General features: G+C 68.9%; 22 protein-coding genes. 10 read left to right on the forward strand and 12 right to left on the reverse strand.

The features are described from left to right. Positions 1-18 precede the first annotated feature (18 nt). Complete coding sequence (locus tag ACWGDX_RS06670; RefSeq protein WP_453622888.1) at positions 19-1,182, reverse strand: HpcH/HpaI aldolase/citrate lyase family protein; 1,164 nt, start codon at positions 1,180-1,182, stop codon at positions 19-21. A gap of 196 nt (positions 1,183-1,378) precedes the next feature. Here ACWGDX_RS06670 and ACWGDX_RS06675 point away from each other — a divergent pair, with 196 nt between their 5' ends. Continuing rightward, complete coding sequence (locus ACWGDX_RS06675; RefSeq protein WP_453622890.1) at positions 1,379-2,245, forward strand: TerD family protein; 867 nt, start codon at positions 1,379-1,381, stop codon at positions 2,243-2,245. 40 nt (positions 2,246-2,285) lie between these two features. Here the strand turns inward: ACWGDX_RS06675 and ACWGDX_RS06680 are convergent, their stop codons facing one another. The 6 genes from ACWGDX_RS06680 to ACWGDX_RS06705 form a co-directional block, all read right to left on the reverse strand. Continuing rightward, positions 2,286-3,023 (reverse strand): TerD family protein, encoded by a 738-nt coding sequence (locus ACWGDX_RS06680; RefSeq protein ID WP_453622891.1) that lies wholly within the window; start codon positions 3,021-3,023, stop codon positions 2,286-2,288. 178 nt (positions 3,024-3,201) lie between these two features. After that, on the reverse strand, positions 3,202-4,341 hold the full coding sequence (locus ACWGDX_RS06685; RefSeq protein WP_453622893.1) for a DUF475 domain-containing protein: 1,140 nt from the start codon (positions 4,339-4,341) through the stop codon (positions 3,202-3,204). A gap of 51 nt (positions 4,342-4,392) precedes the next feature. Beyond that, positions 4,393-4,968 (reverse strand): TerD family protein, encoded by a 576-nt coding sequence (locus tag ACWGDX_RS06690; protein ID WP_365904638.1) that lies wholly within the window; start codon positions 4,966-4,968, stop codon positions 4,393-4,395. 190 nt (positions 4,969-5,158) lie between these two features. Then, a complete protein-coding gene (locus ACWGDX_RS06695; RefSeq protein WP_066944470.1) occupies positions 5,159-5,734 on the reverse strand; it encodes a TerD family protein in 576 nt (191 codons plus the stop codon). 261 nt (positions 5,735-5,995) lie between these two features. Continuing rightward, the gene (locus ACWGDX_RS06700) at positions 5,996-6,487 is read right to left on the reverse strand and encodes a peroxiredoxin (RefSeq protein WP_453622896.1); all 492 of its coding nucleotides are present in this window, start codon (positions 6,485-6,487) and stop codon (positions 5,996-5,998) included. Positions 6,488-6,755: 268 nt separating this feature from the next. Then, a complete protein-coding gene (locus ACWGDX_RS06705) occupies positions 6,756-7,193 on the reverse strand; it encodes a DUF3052 domain-containing protein (RefSeq protein ID WP_066944466.1) in 438 nt (145 codons plus the stop codon). Positions 7,194-7,721: 528 nt separating this feature from the next. Between ACWGDX_RS06705 and aceE the strand changes: the two genes are divergently transcribed. Beyond that, on the forward strand, positions 7,722-10,466 hold the full coding sequence (gene aceE, locus ACWGDX_RS06710; RefSeq protein WP_453622898.1) for a pyruvate dehydrogenase (acetyl-transferring), homodimeric type: 2,745 nt from the start codon (positions 7,722-7,724) through the stop codon (positions 10,464-10,466). 86 nt (positions 10,467-10,552) lie between these two features. On the opposite strand, the gene ACWGDX_RS06715 is transcribed toward aceE, so the two are convergent. Together ACWGDX_RS06715 and ACWGDX_RS06720 are read right to left on the reverse strand one after the other, a co-directional pair. After that, positions 10,553-10,924, reverse strand: coding sequence for a peptidase inhibitor family I36 protein (locus ACWGDX_RS06715; protein ID WP_453622900.1), 372 nt, complete (start codon positions 10,922-10,924; stop codon positions 10,553-10,555). 175 nt (positions 10,925-11,099) lie between these two features. Then, complete coding sequence (locus ACWGDX_RS06720) at positions 11,100-12,707, reverse strand: MFS transporter (protein ID WP_453622901.1); 1,608 nt, start codon at positions 12,705-12,707, stop codon at positions 11,100-11,102. Between the two features lie 147 nt (positions 12,708-12,854). On the opposite strand from ACWGDX_RS06720, the gene ACWGDX_RS06725 reads away from it, so the two are divergent. The 3 genes from ACWGDX_RS06725 to ACWGDX_RS06735 all read left to right on the forward strand — a co-directional run bounded on the left by ACWGDX_RS06725 (position 12,855) and on the right by ACWGDX_RS06735 (position 16,165). Further along, on the forward strand, positions 12,855-13,586 hold the full coding sequence (locus ACWGDX_RS06725) for a TetR/AcrR family transcriptional regulator (RefSeq protein ID WP_453622903.1): 732 nt from the start codon (positions 12,855-12,857) through the stop codon (positions 13,584-13,586). A gap of 265 nt (positions 13,587-13,851) precedes the next feature. Then, positions 13,852-15,078, forward strand: a complete 1,227-nt coding sequence (locus ACWGDX_RS06730) for an alpha/beta hydrolase (RefSeq protein ID WP_453622905.1) — start codon at positions 13,852-13,854, stop codon at positions 15,076-15,078. 190 nt (positions 15,079-15,268) lie between these two features. Then, positions 15,269-16,165: a DUF4429 domain-containing protein gene (locus ACWGDX_RS06735; RefSeq protein WP_453622907.1), complete on the forward strand. Its 897-nt coding sequence runs from the start codon at positions 15,269-15,271 to the stop codon at positions 16,163-16,165. A gap of 182 nt (positions 16,166-16,347) precedes the next feature. Here the strand turns inward: ACWGDX_RS06735 and ACWGDX_RS06740 are convergent, their stop codons facing one another. Both ACWGDX_RS06740 and ACWGDX_RS06745 read right to left on the reverse strand, forming a co-directional pair. Further along, on the reverse strand, positions 16,348-17,364 hold the full coding sequence (locus ACWGDX_RS06740; protein WP_453622909.1) for an aldo/keto reductase: 1,017 nt from the start codon (positions 17,362-17,364) through the stop codon (positions 16,348-16,350). Between the two features lie 6 nt (positions 17,365-17,370). Further along, positions 17,371-17,835, reverse strand: a complete 465-nt coding sequence (locus ACWGDX_RS06745) for a MerR family transcriptional regulator (protein ID WP_453622911.1) — start codon at positions 17,833-17,835, stop codon at positions 17,371-17,373. A 113-nt stretch (positions 17,836-17,948) separates the two neighbouring features. On the opposite strand from ACWGDX_RS06745, the gene ACWGDX_RS06750 reads away from it, so the two are divergent. Further along, complete coding sequence (locus tag ACWGDX_RS06750; RefSeq protein WP_453622913.1) at positions 17,949-18,767, forward strand: serine hydrolase domain-containing protein; 819 nt, start codon at positions 17,949-17,951, stop codon at positions 18,765-18,767. A 5-nt stretch (positions 18,768-18,772) separates the two neighbouring features. Here ACWGDX_RS06750 and ACWGDX_RS06755 read toward each other — a convergent pair whose 3' ends face one another. Then, a complete protein-coding gene (locus ACWGDX_RS06755; protein ID WP_453622915.1) occupies positions 18,773-19,462 on the reverse strand; it encodes a pirin family protein in 690 nt (229 codons plus the stop codon). 141 nt (positions 19,463-19,603) lie between these two features. Here ACWGDX_RS06755 and ACWGDX_RS06760 point away from each other — a divergent pair, with 141 nt between their 5' ends. From ACWGDX_RS06760 to ACWGDX_RS06775, 4 genes are all read left to right on the forward strand, one after another. Continuing rightward, positions 19,604-20,803: a PucR family transcriptional regulator gene (locus ACWGDX_RS06760; RefSeq protein ID WP_453622917.1), complete on the forward strand. Its 1,200-nt coding sequence runs from the start codon at positions 19,604-19,606 to the stop codon at positions 20,801-20,803. A gap of 89 nt (positions 20,804-20,892) precedes the next feature. Then, positions 20,893-21,834 (forward strand): ACP S-malonyltransferase, encoded by a 942-nt coding sequence (locus ACWGDX_RS06765; protein WP_453623038.1) that lies wholly within the window; start codon positions 20,893-20,895, stop codon positions 21,832-21,834. Between the two features lie 13 nt (positions 21,835-21,847). Beyond that, positions 21,848-22,849: a beta-ketoacyl-ACP synthase 3 gene (locus tag ACWGDX_RS06770; protein WP_453622919.1), complete on the forward strand. Its 1,002-nt coding sequence runs from the start codon at positions 21,848-21,850 to the stop codon at positions 22,847-22,849. 66 nt (positions 22,850-22,915) lie between these two features. Beyond that, positions 22,916-23,167: an acyl carrier protein gene (locus tag ACWGDX_RS06775; RefSeq protein ID WP_046502803.1), complete on the forward strand. Its 252-nt coding sequence runs from the start codon at positions 22,916-22,918 to the stop codon at positions 23,165-23,167. The last annotated feature ends 30 nt before the right edge of the window (positions 23,168-23,197 follow it).

Consider the following 23,197-nt stretch of genomic DNA (forward strand, 5'->3'; position numbering starts at 1 on the left):
CGGACCGTTCCAGCCCGCTCATTCGCCCAGACCGGCGGTGAGCAGCTCCACGAACCCGACGTCCTCGCGCGCGACCCCGAAGACCTCGGCCCGCTGAAGCGTGCGCTCGGCCCAGGCGCGGTGGGGCTTCACCTCGTTCATCTTGTTCGTGTACGCCGAGCGCAGCACCCCGCCCCCGTCCCGCTCCGGCCGCAGGATGTCCCGGGCGTCGCTGAACTCCTCATGGCTGACCACCGACAGCGCGTGGACGGGCGGCACATGGGAGGGATGGATACAGGTCTTGCCCAGCAGCCCGTTGGCCCGGTCGAGTTCGATCTCGCGCAGCAGCCCGTCGATGTCGTGCTCGATCAGGGCCGTACGCAGCTCCTCCGCGCGGCCTTCGAGGAACGGGCTGCGCCGCAGCTGGGGCTTGAACATACGTTCCTGCAACCGGAAGTACTCCCACACCGGGCCGGTGATCGTGAAGCCCGAGCCGTCCGCGCGTCCCAGCACATTGACCACGTCCGCGATGACGCCCGCCACGATGCGCACGTCGTACGCGGTCATATCGGGCGATCTGCGCAGCCCGTACGCGGAACAGAAGTCGGTGACACCGAGCCGCAGCGCGAGCACACGGTCGCGGTACTTGTCGACGGCGTTGGCGATCCCGGTGAGGGTCTTGGTCCTGGTCTCCAGATGCAGCAGCTCGGGCGATTCCAGCACCGGCATCGCGTAGAGCTGATGGCCGGTGGCACTCTCCGCCTCCGCGAGCGCCTCCAGAAAGGGTGTCCCGCGCTCCTCGGTGAACTTCGGCAGTACAAATCCGGACAGCAGATGGATCGAGGAGCCCATCCGCCGGGCGAGATCGGAAATCTGTCCCGGTTCACGGACCCGGATGAAGAGCAGCGGTGTGGCGGCGCCCCGCTCGTCGAGATCGGCGAACTGCCGGACGAGATTGGCCTCGGCCGACTCGACCTCGGAGTCATGGATGGAATCCTCCAGGCAGAGCACCATGGAGACGACTCCGCGCCCGGTCTGCTTCACCACGTCGTCGGCGAGCCGCGGCCGGGTGGCCGGGCAGTAGAGCGTGGCCCCGAGAGCTGCCGCCAGGAGAGAGGCCGGAGAGCCCGCGGTGAACTCGCACGGCTCCTGATGGAACAGACCCTCCCGGGCAGCGGGCGGGATATGCCCGAAATGACGCATGTGAATCCCCCGTACTGCCGATGTGGCCGGTTGGGCATGTGGCCGGTAATAGTACGTACGGACTGGTGTCAAGAGTTCCCACGGCTCATGAAATCCAGGTAACTCGTCCGCTTCGCGCCCATGTCCTTGATGTAGTGGATGGTTCGGGCCGCCCCCGCGTTGTCCGTACGGGTGACGGGAAGGCAGGATGACTGGCATGACGCACGCGATGCTGAAGGGCTCGAACGTCCCCCTCGACGCCATGGCCGTACGAGCCGTGCTGCGGTGGTCCCCGGGTGCCGGGGTCCCGGATGTGGATGCCTCCGCCCTGCTGCTCGGGCCCGGCGGCCGGGTGCGTTCCGACGAGGACTTCGTCTTCTACAACCAGCCCCGGCATCCGTCGGGGGTGGTCCGGCGGCTGCCCAAGAAGCAGGTCGGCGAGGCGCTGACCGATACCGTCGAGGCCGATCTCGCCGCCCTCGACGCCTCCGTCGACCAGGTGGTGCTCGCGGCCTCCTCCGACGGCGCGAGCTTCCAGCATGTCAGTGATCTGCGGATCCTGCTCTACGACGCGGGCTCGGCCGACGGTGAGCCGCTGGCGGTCTTCGACGTACGGCCGGAGACCGGCGAGGAGACCGCGATCATCTGCGGTGAGCTGTACCGGCGCGGGGAAGGCTGGAAATTCCGCGCGGTGGGCCAGGGGTATCCGACCGGTCTGGTCGGTCTGGCCACCGCGTTCGGCATCTCGGTGGACGAGACGGAGGAGTCCGCGGACGAGCAGTCGCCCGCCCGCGCCCCCTCGCCCGATCCCGGCGCCACGCTGGTCGCCGAGCCGCCCGTACAGGTCCCGCCGCAGGTGCCGCCGCCCCCGGCCCAGCCGCCCACCCAGCCGATGGCGCCCGCGTACGGCTACCCGCAGCCCGCGCTGCCCTCGGCACCGCCCACCTACGGCTATCCGCAGCCGGTGGCGGCGCCCCGGCCGCAGCCCGCCTACGGCTATCCGCAGCCCGCCGCCGCGGCGGCTCCCGCGCCCGATCCGAACTTCCGGCTGCCCCCGATGGGACCGCAGTTCATCCGCCAGTGACGCCGGGGCCTCGTCCGCCAGTAGCACCGGGGCCGCCGGGTCAGGTCTTCGTCTTGTAGCCGCGCCCCCACTGGAGGCCCCAGCCGTACAGCCGGTCCAGCTCCGCCTGGAAGCCGTAGACGAACTTCACCTCGCGGCGCACGATCAGCTCCCCCTTGACGTTCTCCACCGAGAACACCGCGCAGGAGCGGGCCTGCGGCGCGTCCTCGTCGAGTGCGATCTCGACCCGGGGACCGCTGCTCGGGTAGAGGGTCACATGGGCGTGCGTACGGTCGAAGGCCGGCGTCTGGTCGTAGATGTAGACGAAGACCAGCAGCCGCTTGATCTTCTCCCAGTGATCGAGATTGACATAGATCGTCTCGCCGGAGCCGGAGCCGAACCTGTCGTCGCCGCTGAGCTTGACGTACGGCGCGTCGTTGAGATCCCCGAGGAAGTCGCCCAGTGGCTGCACCACGCCCTTGCTGCCATCGGTCAGCTCGTACATACAGCCCAGATCGAGGTCCACATTGACCATGCCCTGGGTGTGGGCCTGCACCACATCGGGCTTGAAGAGCTTGAACGGGTGCCGCAGCAGCGAGCTGTTCTGCCGGGACCGGTCCTCTATGTCGGACGTACGCATCCGCCAGGAGAGGTTGACCCGCAGATTGCCCGTGGCCGCGCCCTGCTTGGAGAGCGAGACCGAAGGACGTCGCTTGGTCAGCTCGATGGAGTTGGACCCGGCGCTCCCCGAATCGAAATTCGACGCCCTTCCCTGCCACAGATTGTCCCAGAAGGCCATGCCCGCCCACCCCTGTCGTCAACTCGCCACCAGCACACGGAACAACGGGGCGGCCGTCAGGCTTCCGCCTCACGGCCGCCCCGTCCAGAGCGTTCCCGAAATCCCCTCCGGGTCACACCTCGGAGGACCGGCTCACCAGAGGGCTCACCGGCGCACGGCTCAGCCGTACGACGCCACCTCAGACGCTCAGCGCCGCCTTGTCGTCATCGGGGTCCTTGTCGCCGCCCGCCGCTTCCAGCGCTCTGTTCCTGCGCACCGATGACCAGAAAGAGGCAGCAATCAGGACAACACCGATCAGACCGGTGATGACTTCATTGATCGAGTGCTCAATGGTGACCAGGAGGATCACGGCCAGCGCACCGATCGCGTAGTGCGCGCCGTGCTCCAGATACACGTAGTCGTCCAGAGTGCCCTGGCGGACGAGGTAGACAGTGAGGGACCGGACGTACATCGCGCCGATACCGAGGCCCAGCGCCATCCAGAAGATGTGGTTGGTGATGGCGAAGGCGCCGATGACTCCGTCGAAGGAGAAGGACGCGTCCAGCACCTCCAGATAGAGGAAGAGGAAGAACGCCGCCTTGCCGGCCAGCCCGACCGCCGAGACGCTCTTGCCCTCGGCCTTGGCCTTCTCCTCCTCCTCCTGTTCCTGCTCCTCCTGCTCCTCCAGCCGGTTCTCGAAGTAGCCCGAGAGACCGCCGACGACGAGATAGGTGATCAGCCCCGCGACACCGGCGAGCAGCACGGTCGAGGACTTGTCCTGATAGCCGGTGCTGGTGTGGGCGTGGGTGGCGAAGGTCAGTGCCGTGGCCAGAAGAACGATCAGCGCGATGCAGACCGACAGCATGTCGACCTTGCCGAGCTTGGCCAGCGGACGCTCCAGCCAGCCCAGCCACTTGATGTCCCGCTCCTCGAAGATGAAGTCGAGGAAGATCATCAACAGGAACATACCGCCGAAGGCGGCGATGGCCGGATGAGCGTCGGTGACCAGGGACTTGTACCGCTCCGGATCGTCGAGCGCGAGCTGTACGGCGTCGATCGGCCCGACCTTGGCGCTGATGGCCACGATCACGACGGGGAACACCAGTCGCATACCGAACACCGCGATGAGGATGCCGACCGTAAGGAAGATCTTCTGCCAGAAGGCATTCATCTTCTTCAGGACTCCGGCGTTGACAACCGCGTTGTCGAACGACAGCGAGATCTCAAGGATCGACAGGATCAGTACGATCCCGAACGCCTCCCACCCCCACTGCCAGGCCGCGAAGGCGAGGCCGACCGCCGTGATGGCGAACGACCAGCCGAAGGTTTTCAGGATCACTGGCTACCTCATCTGGTGATTAACGGGTTTTCCCCCGTGCAGACTACCGCTTTACGAAACGTTGACCCCGAAGTCTAGGGCGATGCCCCGCAGCCCCGACGCGTACCCCTGTCCCACGGCCCGGAACTTCCACTCACCGCCATAGCGGTACAGCTCGCCGAAGATCATCGCCGTTTCCGTGGAGGCGTCCTCACTCAGGTCGTACCGCGCCAGTTCCTGGCCGTCGGCCTGATTGGCCACCCGGATGAAGGCATTGCTGACCTGCCCGAATGTCTGGCCGCGATTGTCGGCCTCATGGATCGAGACCGGAAAGACGATCTTGTCGCAGTTGGCCGGCACCTTGGAGAGGTCGACAATCAGGGACTCGTCGTCGCCGTCGCCCTCACCCGTCAGATTGTCACCGGTGTGCTCGACGGATCCGTCCGGGCTCGTCAGATTGTTGTAGAAGATGAACCACTCGTCGCCGAGCACCCGCCCCGACTGGCACAGCAGGGCGCTGGCGTCGAGGTCGAAGGGCGCTCCGGTGGTGGATCGCGCATCCCAGCCGAGCCCGACCAGCACCTGGGTGAGATTGGGTGCGGCCTTGGAGAGGGAGACATTGCCTCCCTTGGCGAGTGTGACGCCCATGATGGTGAGTCCTCCCCGAGGTGATGTGGTGCGGTGCAGCGAGGTCAAGACGCGCCTGACGTCCTGCCCCTTCAAACCTTGTTCATGCCGCTCCCGTCGTACCGATGCGCGCACGAATCCGGGAGCGAATCCGAGACGCGTACGGCGCCGCACAGAAAAGTGCGGCGCCGGACACGGAAGGACGAGCGGTTCAGACGTTGACGCCGAAGTCCTGCGCGATACCGCGCAGCCCCGAGGCGTACCCCTGGCCGATGGCGCGGAACTTCCACTCCGCGCCATTGCGGTACAGCTCGCCGAAGACCATCGCGGTCTCCGTCGAGGCGTCCTCGCTCAGGTCGTACCGCGCCAGCTCGTTGTTGTCGGCCTGGTTGACGACGCGGATGAACGCGTTGCGCACCTGGCCGAAGGACTGCTGGCGGCTCTCCGCCTCGTAGATCGAGACGGGGAACACGATCTTGTCGACATCGGCGGGGACCGCGGCCAGATTGACCTTGATCGCCTCGTCGTCGCCCTCGCCCTCACCGGTGAGGTTGTCGCCGGTGTGCTCGACGGAGCCGTCGGGGCTCTTGAGGTTGTTGAAGAAGACGAAGTTGCCGTCGACGGCGACCTTGCCCTCGGCGTTGGTCAGCAGGGCGCTGGCGTCGAGGTCGAAGTCACTGCCGGTGGTCGTACGGACGTCCCAGCCCAGACCCACGGTGACCGCGGTCAGGTTGGGCGCGGCCTTGGTCAGCGAGACGTTTCCGCCCTTGCTGAGGCTGACTCCCACGAGTCCTCCTTTTGGTTTCTCGGGGCCGGCGACCGTGGACCGGCGGTGCCGCCGCCGGCCGGCGGCTGACGCCGCGGTCGCACGCCCCTGAAGCGTTGGCATCGGATCAACGACTGGATCCTAGTGACCGGTTCCCCACCACTGTGCGATTTCACCGGGCCGGACCCGGATTCCGGCCCGGGTGGCCCGCCCGGTACGGCGCGCGCCCGGTGGTCGGCGTACCGGTTTCCCGGTGGCCGGCCGTACCGGTCCGGGGAGCGCTCAGAGAGCGGCGAGCGCCTTGATGTAGTCGCCGAGGTCCCTGGCGTCCGGCAGACCGTTGAGGACACTCCAGCGCACGACGCCCTCCTTGTCCAGGATGAACGTCCCGCGCAGCGCGCATCCCTTCTCCTCGTCGAAGACGCCGTACGCGCGCGAGACCTCGCCGTGCGGCCAGAAGTCCGACAGCAGCGGATACTCCAGGCCCTCCTGTTCGGCGAAGACGCGCAGGGTGTGGATGGAGTCGTTCGAGACGGCGAGGAGCTGGGTGTCCTCGTTGACGAAGGAGGGCAGCTCGTCCCGGAGCGCGCACAGCTCGCCCGTGCAGACCCCGGTGAAGGCGAAGGGATAGAAGAGCAGCACCACGTTCTTGCCGCCGTCGCCCGGACCGTCCGCACCGTCCCCGGCCGCGTGGAAGTCCGACAGACGCACGGTCCGCCCGTGGTTGTCCTTGAGTTCGAAGTCCGGGGCGGGAGCGCCGACCTCGATCGCCATGGGATACGTCCTTTCACGTCGCCGGCCCTGTGCCGTCCGTGAGCGACCAGCCTAGGCCGTGGTCCCGCGGAAGGGGCCGGATCATCCCAGGTGCTCCGAAATCGGTACCGGCCTCCCCATGGAGCGCGCGGCGGCGCCCTCGCGCGGCCCGCCCGGACGCACGAGGCGGCCCGGACGCGCGAGGCCCCCGCCGACTGAGGTCGGCGGGGGCCGTCAAGGCTGCTTGGCAGGTGCTGCCGCGTCTCGCGCCCTCACCGGGCGCCCGGGGTCAGCGCTTCGACTTCGCCGCCTTGGGAGTGACGAGCCGGCTGCCGGTCCAGTCCTTGCCGGCGTTGATGCTCTTGGTCTGGGACAGGCCCGCGGTCTGGGCGGCCTCGTTGATGTCGCTCGGTTCGACGTAGCCATCACGGCCGGTCTTGGGCGTCAGCAGCCAGACCGCTCCGCCCTCCTCGATCAGACCGATGGCGTCCACCAGCGCGTCCGTAAGGTCGCCGTCCTCGTCACGGAACCACAGCAGGACGGCGTCGGCCACGTCCTCGTAGTCCTCGTCGACGAGCTCCTGGCCAATAACAGCCTCGATGGACTCGCGGAGCTCCTGCTCGACGTCGTCGTCGTAGCCGATCTCCTGGACCACCTGTCCGGGTTCGAACCCCAGCCGTGCGGCAAGGTTGGTCCGTTCCTCCGCGTGGTCCGCGGTCGCGCTCACGGATTGCCTCCTGATCATGTTTCGGAAAATGCTTCAGACCCGCGCGTACGCGGGGCATTGGCCGTAGTCCACACGGGCGGGGCGGATCGCGCAAGTACCCGGCCGCCGAGACCGCCGAAACGGTGACGTTCCCGGCCTCTTCGCCGCATCTCCTGTCACTTCGCCACCGTCTCCTGTAACGCGGGCCATACGTTTCCTCCTCCTTCGCCATGTTATGCCGGTTCAGTACGCCAATCAGGTCCGAACGGCCGAACGAAACACATAGACGGGTTGGGCGTAAGGTTGCGATTTGACCGAGGCGGAATCCGGGAACGGGGCGGAATTCTCCGGATACACCTGGTTACCCCGCGGTAGAGATGACGTTTCCTCCACAGCGGTACACGATGGAGGCGGCGTGCGTGCCCACTCCCGGGGGGCTCCGGTGAGACACCCCCGGATCCCCGGGCTCGCGTGGCACCAGTATTCCGACGGCGTGCACCGCATCGACCGTGTGCAGGGCACGACACGACCGAACAGCGAAGGACAAGCGTGGCTTCCGGATCCGATCGCACCCCGATCATCATTGGCGGCCTGCCCAGCCAGGTCCCGGACTTCGATCCCGAAGAGACCCAGGAGTGGCTCGACTCGCTCGACGCCGCTGTCGACGAGCGGGGCCGTGAGCGCGCCCGCTATCTGATGCTCCGGCTGATCGAGCGCGCCCGTGAGAAGCGCGTGGCCGTGCCCGAGATGCGCAGCACGGACTACGTCAACACGATCGCCACCAAGGACGAGCCGTTCTTCCCCGGCAACGAGGAGATCGAGCGCAAGATCCTCAACGCGACCCGCTGGAACGCCGCCGTGATGGTCTCGCGCGCACAGCGTCCGGGGATCGGCGTCGGCGGGCACATCGCCACCTTCGCCTCCTCCGCCTCGCTCTACGATGTGGGCTTCAACCACTTCTTCCGGGGCAAGGACCGTGGCGACGGCGGCGACCAGATCTTCTTCCAGGGCCATGCCTCTCCCGGCATCTACGCCCGTGCCTTTCTGCTGGACCGGCTGAGCGAGACGCAGCTCGACGCGTTCCGCCAGGAGAAGTCGAAGGCGCCGTACGGACTGTCCAGCTACCCGCATCCGCGGCTGATGCCGGACTTCTGGGAGTTCCCGACCGTCTCGATGGGCCTCGGCCCGCTCGGCGCGATCTACCAGGCCAGGATGAACCGCTATATGGAGGCGCGCGGCATCGCCGACACCTCCGCCTCGCATGTCTGGGCGTATCTCGGCGACGGCGAGATGGACGAGCCCGAGTCGCTGGGCCAGCTCTCCATCGCCGCCCGTGAAGGCCTGGACAATCTGACCTTCGTCGTGAACTGCAACCTCCAGCGGCTCGACGGCCCGGTACGCGGCAATGGCAAGATCATCCAGGAGCTGGAGTCCCAGTTCCGCGGCGCGGGCTGGAATGTCATCAAGCTGGTCTGGGACCGCTCCTGGGACCCGCTGCTGGCGCAGGACAGGGACGGCGTCCTGGTCAACCGGCTGAACACCACGCCGGACGGGCAGTTCCAGACGTACGCCACCGAGACCGGCTCGTACATCCGCGAGCACTTCTTCGGGGACGACCAGCGGCTGCGCGCCATGGTCGAGCACATGTCCGACGACCAGATCCTGCATCTCGGCCGCGGCGGTCACGACCACAGGAAGGTCTACGCGGCGTACGCGGCGGCCAAGGCCCACCAGGGCCAGCCGACGGTGATCCTGGCGCAGACGGTCAAGGGCTGGACCCTCGGGCCGAACTTCGAGGGCCGCAACGCGACCCACCAGATGAAGAAGCTGACGGTCTCCGACCTCAAGGGCTTCCGCGACCGGCTGCACCTCCCGATCACGGACAGGGAGCTGGAGGACGGCCTGCCGCCGTACTACCACCCCGGCCGGGACTCCGAGGAGATCCAGTACATGCACGACCGGCGCAAGTCGCTGGGCGGGTACGTACCGACCCGGGTCGTACGGGCGAAGCCGCTGAACCTGCCCGAGGACAAGACCTACGCGGCGGTCAGGAAGGGCTCGGGGCAGCAGTCGATCGCCACCACCATGGCGTTCGTCCGGCTGCTCAAGGACCTGATGCGGGACAAGGAGATCGGCAAGCGCTTCGTGCTGATCGCCCCCGACGAGTACCGCACGTTCGGTATGGACTCGTTCTTCCCGAGCGCCAAGATCTACAACCCGCTGGGCCAGCAGTACGAGGCCGTGGACCGCGAGCTGCTCCTCGCGTACAAGGAGTCGCCGACCGGCCAGATGCTGCACGACGGCATCTCCGAGGCGGGCTGTACGGCCTCGCTGATCGCGGCGGGCTCGGCGTACGCCACCCATGGCGAGCCGCTGATCCCGGTCTATGTCTTCTACTCGATGTTCGGTTTCCAGCGGACCGGCGACCAGTTCTGGCAGATGTCGGACCAGCTCGCCCGGGGCTTCGTCCTGGGCGCGACCGCCGGACGTACGACGCTGACCGGTGAGGGTCTCCAGCACGCGGACGGCCATTCGCATCTGCTGGCCTCGACCAACCCGGCCTGTGTCGCCTACGACCCGGCGTACGGCTTCGAGATCGCGCATATCGTCAAGGACGGTCTGCGCCGGATGTACGGACAGGCCGCCCCCGGGGAGAGCCAGGACGTCTTCTACTACCTCACCGTCTACAACGAGCCGATCCAGCACCCCGCCGAGCCGGCCGATGTCGACGTGGAGGGCATCCTCAAGGGGATCCATCTCTTCAGGCGTGGCGAGCGGGGCGCGATCCCGGCGCAGATCCTGGCGTCCGGGGTGGCCGTGCCGTGGGCGCTGGAGGCTCAGCGGCTGCTCGCCGAGGAGTGGAACGTCAGGGCCGACGTCTGGTCCGCGACCTCCTGGAACGAGCTGCGCCGTGAGGCCGTCGAGGTGGAGCGGCACAATCTGCTCCACCCGGAGGAGGAGCAGCTCGTCCCGTATGTGACCCGGAAGCTGTCCGGCGCGGAGGGGCCGTTCGTGGCGGTCTCCGACTGGATGCGTTCCGTGCCCGACCAGATCGCGCGCTGGGTTCCCGGCGCGTACCAGTCGCTGGGCGCGGACGGTTTCGGCTTCGCGGACACACGCGGCGCGGCCCGTCGCTTCTTCCACATCGACGCGCAGTCGGTCGTCCTCGGGGTGCTGACCGAGCTGGCGAAGGAGGGCAAGGTCGACCGTTCGGTGCTGAAGCAGGCGGTGGACCGCTACCGGCTGCTGGACGCGTCGGCCGCCGACCCGGGCACGGCGGGCGGAGACGCCTGACAGCTGTTCGCGGACGAGCGTCCGAGGGCGGTGGGACCGGTCGGTCCCGCCGCCCTCGGCCCGTTTCACGGCCGCCGCTCCGGCGGTCAGCGTTCCCACAGCTTGAAGGCCCGTACCCGGTGCGGCGAGCCCGGCACCCAGGTGCCCTTGCCCGGATAGGTCTCGAACTCCCCCGTCTCCTCGCACTCCGCGGACTGATACGTGGTCACATTCCGGCCGGTGCGGTTGGCCAGTGACTCGGCCGTCGTCCCCCGCGCGAGCGGCACACAGCTCCCGGTCTCCGTACCGGACAGTTCACGCGTCTGCCGCGCGCCCTGGAAGTCCGTCCTCTCCCAGAGACACAACTCACCCGTGGCGCACGCGCCGAGCCGTGGCGGCGGGGCCGCCCCGGCGACGGCCGACGGTGTGATGAGCATGACGCCGAGCAGAGTGCTGAGCATGAGCATGATCTTGCGCATACGGATCGGTCCCCGTGTGTGTGACGAAATCGGTCAGCACCACTCTGACCTGCGACGCTTGGCCTCGGGAAGGGGGTACGGCACCCTCCACCCGGATAGGGGACAGCCCCGCCGGAACCTTCCGGCAGGGCTGTCTCAGGCGCTGAGTTGACGTCGTGTCACCAGGTGGCTGACGTCAGATGTGCACCCCTCCGCCCGCCGCGTCCGCGTTGTCTCCACGCTTCGTCAGCAGCGCGACAAAGATCGCCACGGTCGCGACACCGGCCGCGACCAGACAGGCCAGCCCCATGCCGGACATGAACGTGTCGTGGGCGACGCCCGTGATCTTCTCGGCGATCTCGGCCGGGGTGCCGGGTGCCACCGGGGGCACACCGACCTGGACCGCCTCGGCCGCCGCTTCCTCCTGCGCGGAGGTCAGCGGCGGCAGACCGGCGCCGGTCCAGTTGCCCGGCAGGTCGTTGGAGACCTTCGAGGCCATGACGGCACCGAGAACGGCCGTACCGAGGCTGCCGCCGATCTGCATGGCGGACTGCTGGAGCCCGCCCGCCACTCCGGACAGCTCCATCGGGGCGTTGCCCACGATGACCTCGGTCGCGCCCACCATGACGGGGGCCAGACCGAGGCCGAGCAGCGCGAACCAGACCGACATGGCGAGGCTGCCGGTGCCGGTGTCCAGGGTGGACATTCCGAACATGGCGGCGGCCGTGAGCGCCATACCGCCGGCCAGCGGGATACGCGGGCCGACCTTGGTGATCAGCAGACCCGCCAGCGGCGAGCCGACGATCATCATGCCGGTGAGCGGCAGCAGATGGAGACCGCTGTCGACGGCGCTCATGCCGTGCACGTTCTGGAGATAGAAGGTGACGAAGAAGAGGCCGCCCAGGAAGGCGACGGCCATCAGGACCATCAGGACCACACCGGCGGAGAGCGGTACGGACTTGAAGAGCCCCAGCGGTACGAGCGGCTCCTTGACCTTGCTCTCCCAGAAGCCGAAGAGGACGAAGCAGGCCACCGAGACACCCATGAAGAGCCAGGTCGTACCGGAGCCCCAGCCCCAGACGGGCGCCTTGATGATCGCCCAGACCAGACAGAACATCGCGGAGGAGAGCAGCAGGATGCCGAGGACGTCGAAGGACTTCGGGGCGTTCTCCGCCCGGTGGTCGCGGAGGATCACCGTGCCGATCACCAGGGCGATCACACCCACCGGCACATTGATGAAGAAGACGGACTGCCAGCTCACATGCTCGACCAGCACACCGCCGAGGATCGGACCGCCCGCGGTGGAGGCGCCGATGACCATGCCCCAGATACCGATGGCCATATTGAGCTTCTCGGCGGGGAACGTGGCGCGCAGCAGACCGAGCGCGGCCGGCATCAGCAGCGCGCCGAAGAGACCCTGGAGCACGCGGAAGACGATGACGAGAGCGATGCTGTCGGAGAGGCCGATGGCTCCGGAGGCCGCGGCGAACCCGGTGACACCTATGAGGAAGGTCTGCCGGTGGCCGAAGCGGTCACCGAGCTTGCCGGCGGTGATCAGCGCCACCGCGAGGGCCAGGAAGTAGCCGTTGGTGATCCACTGCACATCGGCGAAAGTGGCGCCGAGGTCCTTCTGGATGGCAGGGTTCGCGATCGCGACAATGGTGCCGTCGAGGGCCACCATCATGACGCCGATCGCCACGGAGAAGAGGGTCAGCCAGGGATGGCCACGCAGTCCCTTGGTTGGCGCGGGTGCCGGGTATTCCGGGCTCTGCGGCGCCTTGTCGACGGTGGTCTGACTAGTCATACCGGGTACGCTAATGTCAGCCGCTGACAGTTGACAAACCATTTCACAAGTTGGTAACTGTCACGTAGCTCACACTTCGCTGAGCAGGTCAAATGTCGACCGATCCGGTCGAATGAAGAGCGAAAGCGGTGGAATGGGGACCCTTCGGTGACCCTCGGGCAGGACACAGCCGCCGGGCAGGACCGGACAGCAGCGGCTGAACAGCCGAGCGGACTGCGCGCCCGCAAGAAGCAGCGCACCCGCGACGCCCTGCTGCGCGAGGCACTCGAACGGTTTACCACCCAGGGATACGAACAGACCACGATCGACGAGATCACGGACGCCGTCGAGGTCTCGCAGCGCACCTTCTTCCGCTACTACGCCAGCAAGGAGGAAGTCGCCTTCGCCGTCGTGGAGATGGTGGAGAGCAGGTTCGTCGAGGCGCTGCGTGTCCGGCCCGCCTCGGAGGGGCCGATGGAGGCGATGCGCAACGCCGTCACCTCCTCCTGGACCTCGGTCGACGAGACGATCCAGTCGGTCATACCGATCGAGCTGTATATGCGGACGTACCAGATGATCGAGTCGACCCCGGCCCTGCTCGCCGTCCATCTGCGCCGCTCCGCCGGTCTGGAGGAAGGGCTCTCCCAGTTGCTCGCCGACCGCGAAGGCCTGGACGTGGACGCCGATCCCCGGCCCCGGGTGGCCGTCGCCGCGTTCACCGGCGTGATGCGGGTGACGGGACAGCTCTGGGGCAAGGGGCAGGACTCCGGCCTGGAGGCACTGCGCGAGCTGTCCGAGAGGTATCTCGACCATCTCGGCCCCGCGCTCGCCGAGGACTGGCGGACGGCCGGACCGTGCGCCGGGCCGGCGGCCCGCCCGGTCCGCCGTACGCGCGGCTGATCCCCCGTTCTTCGTATACGGGCTCACGTTCTCCGTATACGCGCTCGCCGTATACGGCGAGTTGTTCCCGTCCCGGCCCTCCCGCTCCGCCGGTCTCCACCGGTCCTCCGTACACCCGTCTGGCCGGTCGCACACCCACACGCGCCGGAGCATGCACGCCGCCTGAACGGCCGGTGAGGTTACCTTCGGTTCAACCCTCCCCGGTCCGTGATCCGAATCACCCCTGTCGCGAGGACTCCCGCGCCCGTCCTAGTCTGGTTGAACAGTGACCTCTTTCGACTCCTCCCCCACTCTCAACGTCTGGCGCGCCCTGCTCGCCCTCGCCGTCGTGTTCGTGATGCTGTCGACCACCGGCTGGACCGCCGTCCAGCGTCAACGCGGCCCCGGTGAGCCCCTGAAAGCCGCGCTCGACGCGTGGGAGCGGGGCCGGATAGGCGTTCGGCAGCTACCGAACCCCGCTTCGCCGCCGAGACGTATCGCCGCGTTCTTCGACTCCCTCACCCCCGAGGAGCAGGAGCGGCTCGCCACCGCCTATCCGCTGGTCGTCGGCAATCTCAACGGCGCGCCCGTCGAACTGCGCTACCGCGCCAACCGGCTTGCCCTGATGCGGGCGCGCGTGGTGGAGGAGCGCCGTATGCACGACACCAGACTGTCCGACGACGGCCGCCGGCAGGCGGGCCGCCGTATGCACCGGTACGAGTCGATGCTCGGCGGGGGCCGGCAGATCCTCGCGTTCGACCCGTCGGGGAAGGGCCGGGCCGCGGAGGTGCTCGGCGATCTCGAACGCGCCCAGCGCGTCTCGGTCGTGGTGCCCGGCGTCGACACGAACGTGCTGACGTTCGAGCGCACGGACCGCTGGTACACCGCGCCGGTGGGCATGGCCGAGTCGCTGTACTCCGCCGAGCGGTCCGCCGATCCCGGTACGCGTACGGCCGTCATCGCCTGGGCCGACTACACCTCGCCCGCCGGGCTCGGCATGGACGCGGCGATCGGCAAGCTCGCCGAGGAGGGCGCCGTACGGCTCACCGCGCTGACCCGCGCGCTGCCCGGGACGGCCCGGGTGTCGCTCTTCTGCCACAGCTACGGCTCCGTGGTGTGCGGGGTGGCCGCGCGCGGTCTGCCCGCCCGGGTCATCGATGTCGCGGTCGCGGGCAGTCCCGGCATGCGCGTGCGCAACGCGCGTCAGCTCCGTACGGACGCCCGTGTGTGGGCCATGCGGGACCGGGACGACTGGATCGAGGACGTGCCGTACCTGGCGGTCGGCGGACTCGGCCATGGCGCGGACCCGATGGAGCGGGCCTTCGGGGCCCGGGTGCTCTCGGCGGCCGGCGCCGCCGGGCACAGCGGCTACTTCGAACCGGGTACCGAGAGCCTCGACAACTTCGCGGACATCGGGGTCGGTTCGTACACCGCGGTGAGCTGCGCGGACGGCGACGGCGGCTGCGTGAACGGAATCCCGGACGACGGCGGGAGCGGAACGGACCAGGTCTGAGGTACGGGCCGCCCGTACCGGCCGCGAGGCGCGGCGCGTACGCGCCGCGCACATGGCCCGCGCACAGGCCGCGCACCGGCCGGGTAGGGCGTCCGTACAGTGAGCGGAGCGTCCGAAGAGGGCCCACGCGCGTAGAATTGGTGCGCTGGGGCAGGCGACTCACGGGCGCACGCCGCCTACGATGAAGCACATGGGTGATGTGCTCGCGGGGATTCATGCCACCTGGGAGTTCGAAAGCGACTCCGTGCTCATCCGCTTCGAACGGGGGATCAGAACGCCGAAGCTGTTCCAGGCGCTCGGCGAACGCCGGATTCCCCATGAGGCGTTGTCATCGGTGACGCTCACTCCCGGGAAGCGGGGGACGGTGGTGCTGCACGCCGTGCCGAGAGCCGGGGCCGACCCCCTCGTGGAGGCGGCGGCCGGACAGCTCAGGGAGAGCGGCGATCCCTACCGGCTGGTGCTGCCCGCCGAGCGCGACACCCTCGCGGAGTACTACGCCGACGAACTGCGGGCCGCGCTGGCCCGGGGCACCCGGGACGCGCGGGAGCCCGCGGAGCGCTATCTGGTGACCGCGCCCGCCGCTCCCCTGCACTTCAAGGCCTTCGACGGCAAGGCGTTCTTCGACGGGGACCGGGTGTCCTTCCGCTGGTTCTGGACGGGCGCCTCCACCGCCAAGTGGAAGGCGGGCGACCAGAATCTCCCGGTCGGGGAACTGCACGGGGTCGAGTGGCGCTCCCCCGAGCTGTTCGACGGCTATCTGCGGCTGCTGCGCCGTGACGCGGCGGCCGGTACGGGTACGGGACCGGCGCAGCCGGCCCAGGCGGACCACGATCCGGCGGCGGTCGTCTTCGGACTGGGCTACGGCCCGGTGCACGAGTCGCTCCCCTTCGCCGCGGCGGTCCTGGCGGCGGTCCAGGAAGCGGCGTCGAGCCGGGCCCCGGCGACGGTCCCCGCGGTGGCCTCGATACGCCGCGATCCGGCGGATGTCGCCGACCGTATCCGCCATCTCGGCGAGCTGCACCAGGCGGGACTGGTGACGGACGAGGAGTTCTCGGCGAAGAAGGCGGAGCTCCTGGCGGAGCTATGACCGGCACGCGCGCGCTTCCGCCGGCCCGGGGAGCGCCCTGCTGGAGCGCCCTGCCGAAGCGCTCTGCCGCGGGGCGGCACGCGTACGGCGGCACGCGTACGGCGAAGCCCGCCGCACGGCAGTGGGGCTGCCGGCGGCGGGCTTGTCATGAACCGCACCCCGGTCGGGCGCGGGCGTGTCCCCTACTCGCGGCCCGCCGAGGAGAACGCCGGGTCGGCGTACCGGCCGCCGGCCACCTGGCCCGCGATCGGCTCCAGCAGCTCCAGCTCGCTCTCGGTGAGGATGAGATGCGTGGCGGCGGTGTTCTCCTCCACGCGGACGCGCTTACGGGTGCCGGGGATCGGAACGACGGGCAGCCCGTGGACCGCCGCGCGCTGCTGCACCCAGGCGAGCGCTACCTGCCCGAGCGTGGCGTTCCGACCCTCGGCGATCTTGCGCACCGGGTCGAGCAGCGCGGCGTTCACCGCGGCGTTCCCGCCGGTGAAGCGGGGCTGCTGGCGGCGGAAGTCGTCGTCGCCCAGCTCCCGGTCGGCGTGGACGAACGCGCCGGTGAGAAAGCCGCGGCCGAGCGGGGAGTACGGCACGAGCGCCACCCCGAGTTCGACCGCGGCCGGGACGACCTTCGCCTCGATGTCCCGGCTGAAGAGCGACCACTCGGACTGCAAGGCCGTGATCGGGTGCACGGCCTGGGCCGCGCGCAGCTCACCGCTGGTGACCTCGCTGAGCCCCAGATGCCTGACCTTGCCCTCGCTCACCAGCTCGGCCATCACTCCGACCGTCTCCTCGATGGGGACGTTCACATCGCGCCGGTGCATGTAGTAGAGATCGATCTCGTCCACGCCGAGGCGTTCGAGGCTTCCCTCGACGCACTGGCGGATATACGGCGGATCGTTGCGGATGACACGCTTCGTGGGGTGGGCCGGGTCGATGCCGAGGCCGAACTTCGTCGCCACGACGATCTCGTCGCGGTGCGCCCGGACGAACGGCGCGATGAACCTCTCGTTCTCACCGGCCGCGTAGGCGTCCGCCGTGTCGTACAGAGTCACACCCAGTTCCAGGGCGCGCTCCAGGGTGGCACGCGCCTCGTCCAGGTCCGTCGGCCCGTACGCGAAGCTCATGCCCATGCAGCCGAGCCCCTGGGACCCGACCTCCGGACCATCGGTCCCCAGCCGTACTTTTTCGATCCTGCTCTCGCTCATCGGGTTTCAGGCCCTCTCCGACGCCCAGCGGGCGTCCGCGTAAAAGCTGATCTTGTGATCGAGAACGGCCACCGTGTCCTGGAGCTCCGTGATCCGGTTCAGCACATCGCGCCGGGTCCGCTCCAGCAGTTCCTGCCGCTCCTCGAAGGTCTCCTCGCCCACCCGGATCAGCTCGGCGTACCGGACCATGTCCGCGACGGGCATCCCGGTCAGTCTCAGCTTTCCGACGAAGGCCAGCCAGTCGAGATCCTGGTTGCTGAACCGCCGCTGCCCGGTGTGCGACCGGTCGACATGCGGCATCAGACCGATCCGCTCGTACCAGCGCAGGGTGTGCGCGGTCAGTCCGGTGAAGACGACGACCTCGCTGATCGTGTAGCGGTCCTCACCGTCGGGACGCGGATGTCCGCGGGGCGGCGCCGCGCACACATCCACGCCGTCGGTCGATGCCGGACTGCTCTGGGTCAGCGTCATACCTTCAACGCTAGATCCTTGGAGTGCACTCGAAGCAAGCGGAAAACGACAAGAGTTTCCCTACCCCCGGTCCCTCCATGAGACCGGTTCTCCGAGTCCTCTACGCTCTAGCCATGCAGAGCCTGGCGCTGATCGAGAACTGGCCGGTGACGACCGCGGCGACCGCCGTCGTACGGGCGGACGGCACCGTCCTCGGGTCGTACGGCCCGACATCGCACCGCTTTCCGCTCGCCTCCGTGACCAAGCCGCTCGCGGCGTACGCGGTACTGGTGGCGTACGAGGAGGGGGCGGTCGAGCTGGACGAACCGGCCGGACCCGACGGCTCCACGGTGCGCCACCTTCTCGCGCACACCAGCGGTCTCGCCTTCGACCAGCACCGGGTGACCAGCGCGCCGGGCACCCGCCGGCTCTACTCCAACGCGGGCTTCGAGGTGCTCGGCGAGCATGTCGCCAAGACGACCGGCATACCCTTCGCCGCCTATCTGCGCGAGGCGGTGCTCGAACCGCTCGGTATGGCCTCGACCTCCTTCGAGGGGTCACCGGCCAGGGACGCCGTCTCGACGGTCGACGATCTGGCCCGGTTCGCCGCGGAGGTCCAGACGCCCCGGCTGCTCGATCCGCGCACGGTGCTGGAGGCGATGACCGTCGTCCACCCGGGGCTGTCCGGTGTCCTGCCGGGCTACGGCCATCAGAAGAACAACGACTGGGGTCTCGGCTTCGAGATCCGGGACGCCAAGTCCCCGCACTGGACGGGCGCTTCGTCGTCACCGCGTACGTTCGGGCACTTCGGCCAGTCCGGTACGTTCCTGTGGATCGACCCGGACGCGGGCGCGGCCTGTGTGGCGCTCACCGACCGGCCCTTCGGGCCCTGGGCGGTCGAGGCCTGGCCGCCCTTCACCGACGCGGTCCTGGCGGAACTGCGCACGGCCTGATCCGCTCAGCCCGACATCTCCCAGAGCAGCACCTCCGCCGCCGGGCCCGCGGTCAGTTCCAGTCCCGCGGCGTCCGTGACGCGCGCGGAATCGCCGGGACCCAGCCCCGCCGCCCCCGTCCCGCCGCGACCGCCGGCGCCACCGCCGGCCAGCCGTACCCCGCCGCGCACCACATGGACATAGACGAAGCGCGCGTCCGGCACGGCGGAGCGCTCGCCGTCCTGAAGACGCCGTACATGCAGCATCGCCCCGGCCTGCGGAACGGCGTACGGCGTGGAGTCCGCGATGCCCCGGACGATCTCGTACGCGGGCTCACCGCCCGGCTCCAGCGGCGCGAGCCACATCTGTACGAAGACCAGCGGGCGCTCACCGTCGTTGCGCTCCACATGCCGTACCCCGCCGCCCGAGCTGAGCCGCTGTACGTCCCCCGCCCCGACGACCGTGTCGTGCCCGGCCGAGTCCCGGTGCGTCAGCTCGCCCTCCACGACCCAGGTGACGATCTCCGTATGGCTGTGCGGATGTTCACCGAATCCGGCGCCCGGCGCGAGCCGCTCCTCGTTGCAGGCGAGCACCGCGCCGAAGCGGAGATTGTCCGGATCGTAGAAGCGCCCGAAGGAGAAGGCGTGCAGGGACTCGATGCCCGCGCCGGGGTCACCGCCGACATGACGCTGCGCTGCGTGCCTCACGAGAATCACAGCTCAACGGTAGGGGGTTTCCCGTGGATCCGACCGGTCCGGGACCGGCCGGGAACAGGTCCGGGCGCCGTCCGCGCGCCGGCGGGCCGGGTGCGGTCCCCGGGACACCCTGCGACCCCGGGCCGCCGGGCCGCCGCGCTGATGAGGCACTCTTGTCCCGTGCCTGAACCCTCGAACGAACCCCATCCGCATCCCGCGACACTGCGCAGGCTGGAGCAGTCCTCGGGACGGCTCGCCGCGAACGCCATCGCCCGTATGGACGAGACGCTGCCGTGGTACCGCGCGATGCCGCCGGAGAACCGTTCCTGGATCGGGCTGGTCGCCCAGGCCGGTATCGCCGCGTTCACCGAGTGGTTCCGGCACCCGGAGACCCCTCAGGCCATCTCCACCGATGTCTTCGGCACCGCCCCCCGCGAGCTGACCCGGGCGATCACCCTGCGCCAGACCGTCGAGATGGTACGGACCACGATCGAGGTCATGGAGACGGCGATCGAGGAGGTCGCGGCGCCCGGCGACGAGTCCGCGCTGCGCGAGGCGCTCCTCGTCTACGCCCGCGAGATCGCCTTCGCCACCGCCCAGGTGTACGCCCAGGCCGCGGAGGCACGCGGGGCGTGGGACGCCCGGCTGGAGTCGCTCGTGGTGAACGCCGTGCTCTCCGGCGAGGCCGACGAGGGCGCCGTCTCCCGGGCCGCCGCCCTCGGCTGGAACTCGCCCGAGCATGTCTGTGTACTGCTCGGCACCGCCCCCGACGGGGACAGCGAGCTGACCGTCGAGGCGATCAGACGGGCCGCCCGGCACGCCAAGCTCCAGGTGCTCACCGGGGTGCTGGGCGACCGGCTCGTGGTGATCGCGGGTGGCAGCGACAATCCGCTCCAGGTCGCCAAGGCGCTGATCGGTCCGTATGCGGCGGGCCCGGTCGTCGCGGGCCCCGTGGTGCCCGATCTGCTGGCCGCCACCAAGTCGGCCCAGGCCGCGGCGGCCGGGCTCAAGGCGTGCCTCGCCTGGCAGGACGCGCCGCGTCCGGTGCTCGCCGACGATCTTCTGCCCGAGCGTGCCATCGCGTCCGATCCCGCCGCACGGGGCCAGTTGGTGGAGGAGATCTACAGACCGCTGGAAGAAGCGGGGTCGGCGCTGCTGGAGACTCTGAGTGTCTATCTGGAGCAGGCGAGCAGTCTCGAAGGCGCCGCCCGGATGCTCTTCGTGCACCCCAACACCGTGCGCTACCGGCTCCGACGTGTGACTGACGTCACCGGATGGTCACCATCCGATGTCAGATCGGCCTTCACGCTGCGGATCGCACTCATCCTGGGGCGTCTGGCCGACGGAGACCCCCAGACCTAGACTTTTGTCGTACTCCAACAATTCCCCTGACGGTTCTTCGTCCTTGTCCTCACGGGCGATATGCCCCGTCCACAAGAGAGAGTGTGAGAGTGCTCGTACTCGTCGCTCCCGGCCAAGGCGCTCAGACGCCCGGCTTCCTGACTCCCTGGCTCGAACTGCCCGGTGCCGAAGACCGGCTGCGGGCGTGGTCGGCCGCCATCGACCTGGATCTGGTCCACTACGGCACGGACGCCGACGCGGACGAGATCCGTGACACCGCGGTCGCCCAGCCGCTGCTGGTCGCGGCCGCGCTGCTGTCGGCCCGTCAGCTCTTCCCCGAAACCGCGGACATGGCACGCGAGGTCGACGCCACGGCCGGCCACAGCGTCGGTGAACTGGCCGCCACGGCGCTGGCCGGCGTGCTCTCCGACGAAGCGGCCCTGGAACTCGTACGGGCCCGTGGTCTGGCCATGGCCGAGGCCGCGGGCATCACCGCGACCGGGATGTCGGCGCTCCTCGGCGGCGACCCCGACACCACCATCGCCCATCTGGAGAAGCTCGGTCTGACACCGGCGAACGTGAACGGCGCGGGCCAGATCGTGGCCGCCGGCACGCTCGAACAACTCGCCGCGCTGGAGGCCGACAAGCCCGAGGGCGTACGCCGTGTGGTGGCGCTCAAGGTCGCCGGGGCGTTCCACACGCACCATATGGCGCCCGCGGTCGAGAAGCTCGAAGTGTCCACCGGATCGCTCGTCGTCGCCGATCCGGCCGTGCCGTACATCTCGAACCGCGACGGACAGGCCGTCTCCACCGGAGCCGAAATCGTGACGCGCCTGGTCGGTCAGGTCGGCAATCCGGTCCGCTGGGACCTGTGCATGGAGACTTTCCAGGAGCGCGGTGTCACCGCACTCATCGAGCTGTGCCCCGGTGGCACCCTGACGGGTCTCGCCAAGCGGGCCCTGCCCGGAGTCAAGACCCTCGCGCTGAAGACCCCCGACGACCTCGACGCGGCCCGCACGCTGATCGCCGAGCACTCCTCCACGGCTGAATAGGAGCCAGAGAGCAATGTCGAAGATCAAGCCCAGCAAGGGCGCCCCGTACGCGCGCATCATGGGCGTGGGAGGCTACCGCCCGACCCGGATCGTGCCCAACGAGGTGATCCTCGAGACGATCGACTCGTCCGACGAGTGGATCCGCTCCCGCTCCGGAATCGCCACCCGCCACTGGGCCTCGCCCGAGGAGACCGTCGCCGCGATGTCCATCGAGGCGTCCGGCAAGGCGATCGCGGACGCCGGGATCACTCCCCAGCAGATCGACGCCGTGGTGGTCTCCACCGTCTCGCACTTCAAGCAGACCCCCGCCGTCGCGACCGAGATCGCGGACAAGATCGGCGCGGGCAGGCCGGCCGCGTTCGACATCTCCGCCGGCTGCGCGGGCTTCGGTTACGGACTGACCCTGGCCAAGGGCATGGTCGTCGAGGGCTCGGCCGAGCACGTCCTGGTGATCGGGGTGGAGCGGCTCTCCGATCTTACCGATCTGGAGGACCGCGCGACGGCGTTCCTGTTCGGCGACGGCGCGGGCGCCGTCGTGGTCGGCCCCGCCAAGGAGCCCATGATCGGACCGACGGTCTGGGGCTCGGAGGGCGACAAGTCCGACACCATCAAGCAGACCGTGCCGTGGGACGATTACCGCCACGGCACGGTGGAGAAGTTCCCGGCCATCACGCAGGAGGGCCAGGCCGTCTTCCGCTGGGCCGTCTTCGAGATGGCGAAGGTCGCCCAGCAGGCGCTGGACGCGGCCGGAATCAGCTCGGAAGACCTGGATGTCTTCATTCCGCACCAGGCCAATATGCGGATCATCGACTCGATGGTGAAGACTCTGAAGCTGCCGGACAGCGTCACGGTCGCGCGTGACGTCGAGACCACCGGCAACACCTCGGCCGCCTCGATCCCGCTCGCGATGGAGCGGCTCCTGGCGACCGGGCAGGCGAAGAGCGGCGACACCGCGCTCGTCATTGGCTTCGGGGCGGGTCTCGTCTATGCCGCGACGGTCGTTACCCTCCCCTAGGCACACCGGATCTTTCCGGAGCGTGTTCCGATATATCCCTCTGCGTACAATCGAAGGAGCGCCCACATGGCCGCCACCCTGGAAGAGATCGTCGACGGTCTCGCCGAGATCGTGAACGAGATCGCCGGTATCCCGGTCGAGGACGTCCAGTTGGACAAGTCCTTCACCGACGACCTGGACGTCGACTCGCTGTCCATGGTCGAGGTCGTCGTCGCCGCCGAAGAGCGCTTCGACGTCAAGATCCCGGACGACGACGTCAAGAACCTGAAGACCGTCGGTGACGCCGCCGACTACATCGCCAAGCACCAGGCCGCCTGACCCGCCTGACCCGGATCGCGGCATACGCCA

Source organism: Streptomyces sp. NPDC055025 (assembly GCF_053608565.1).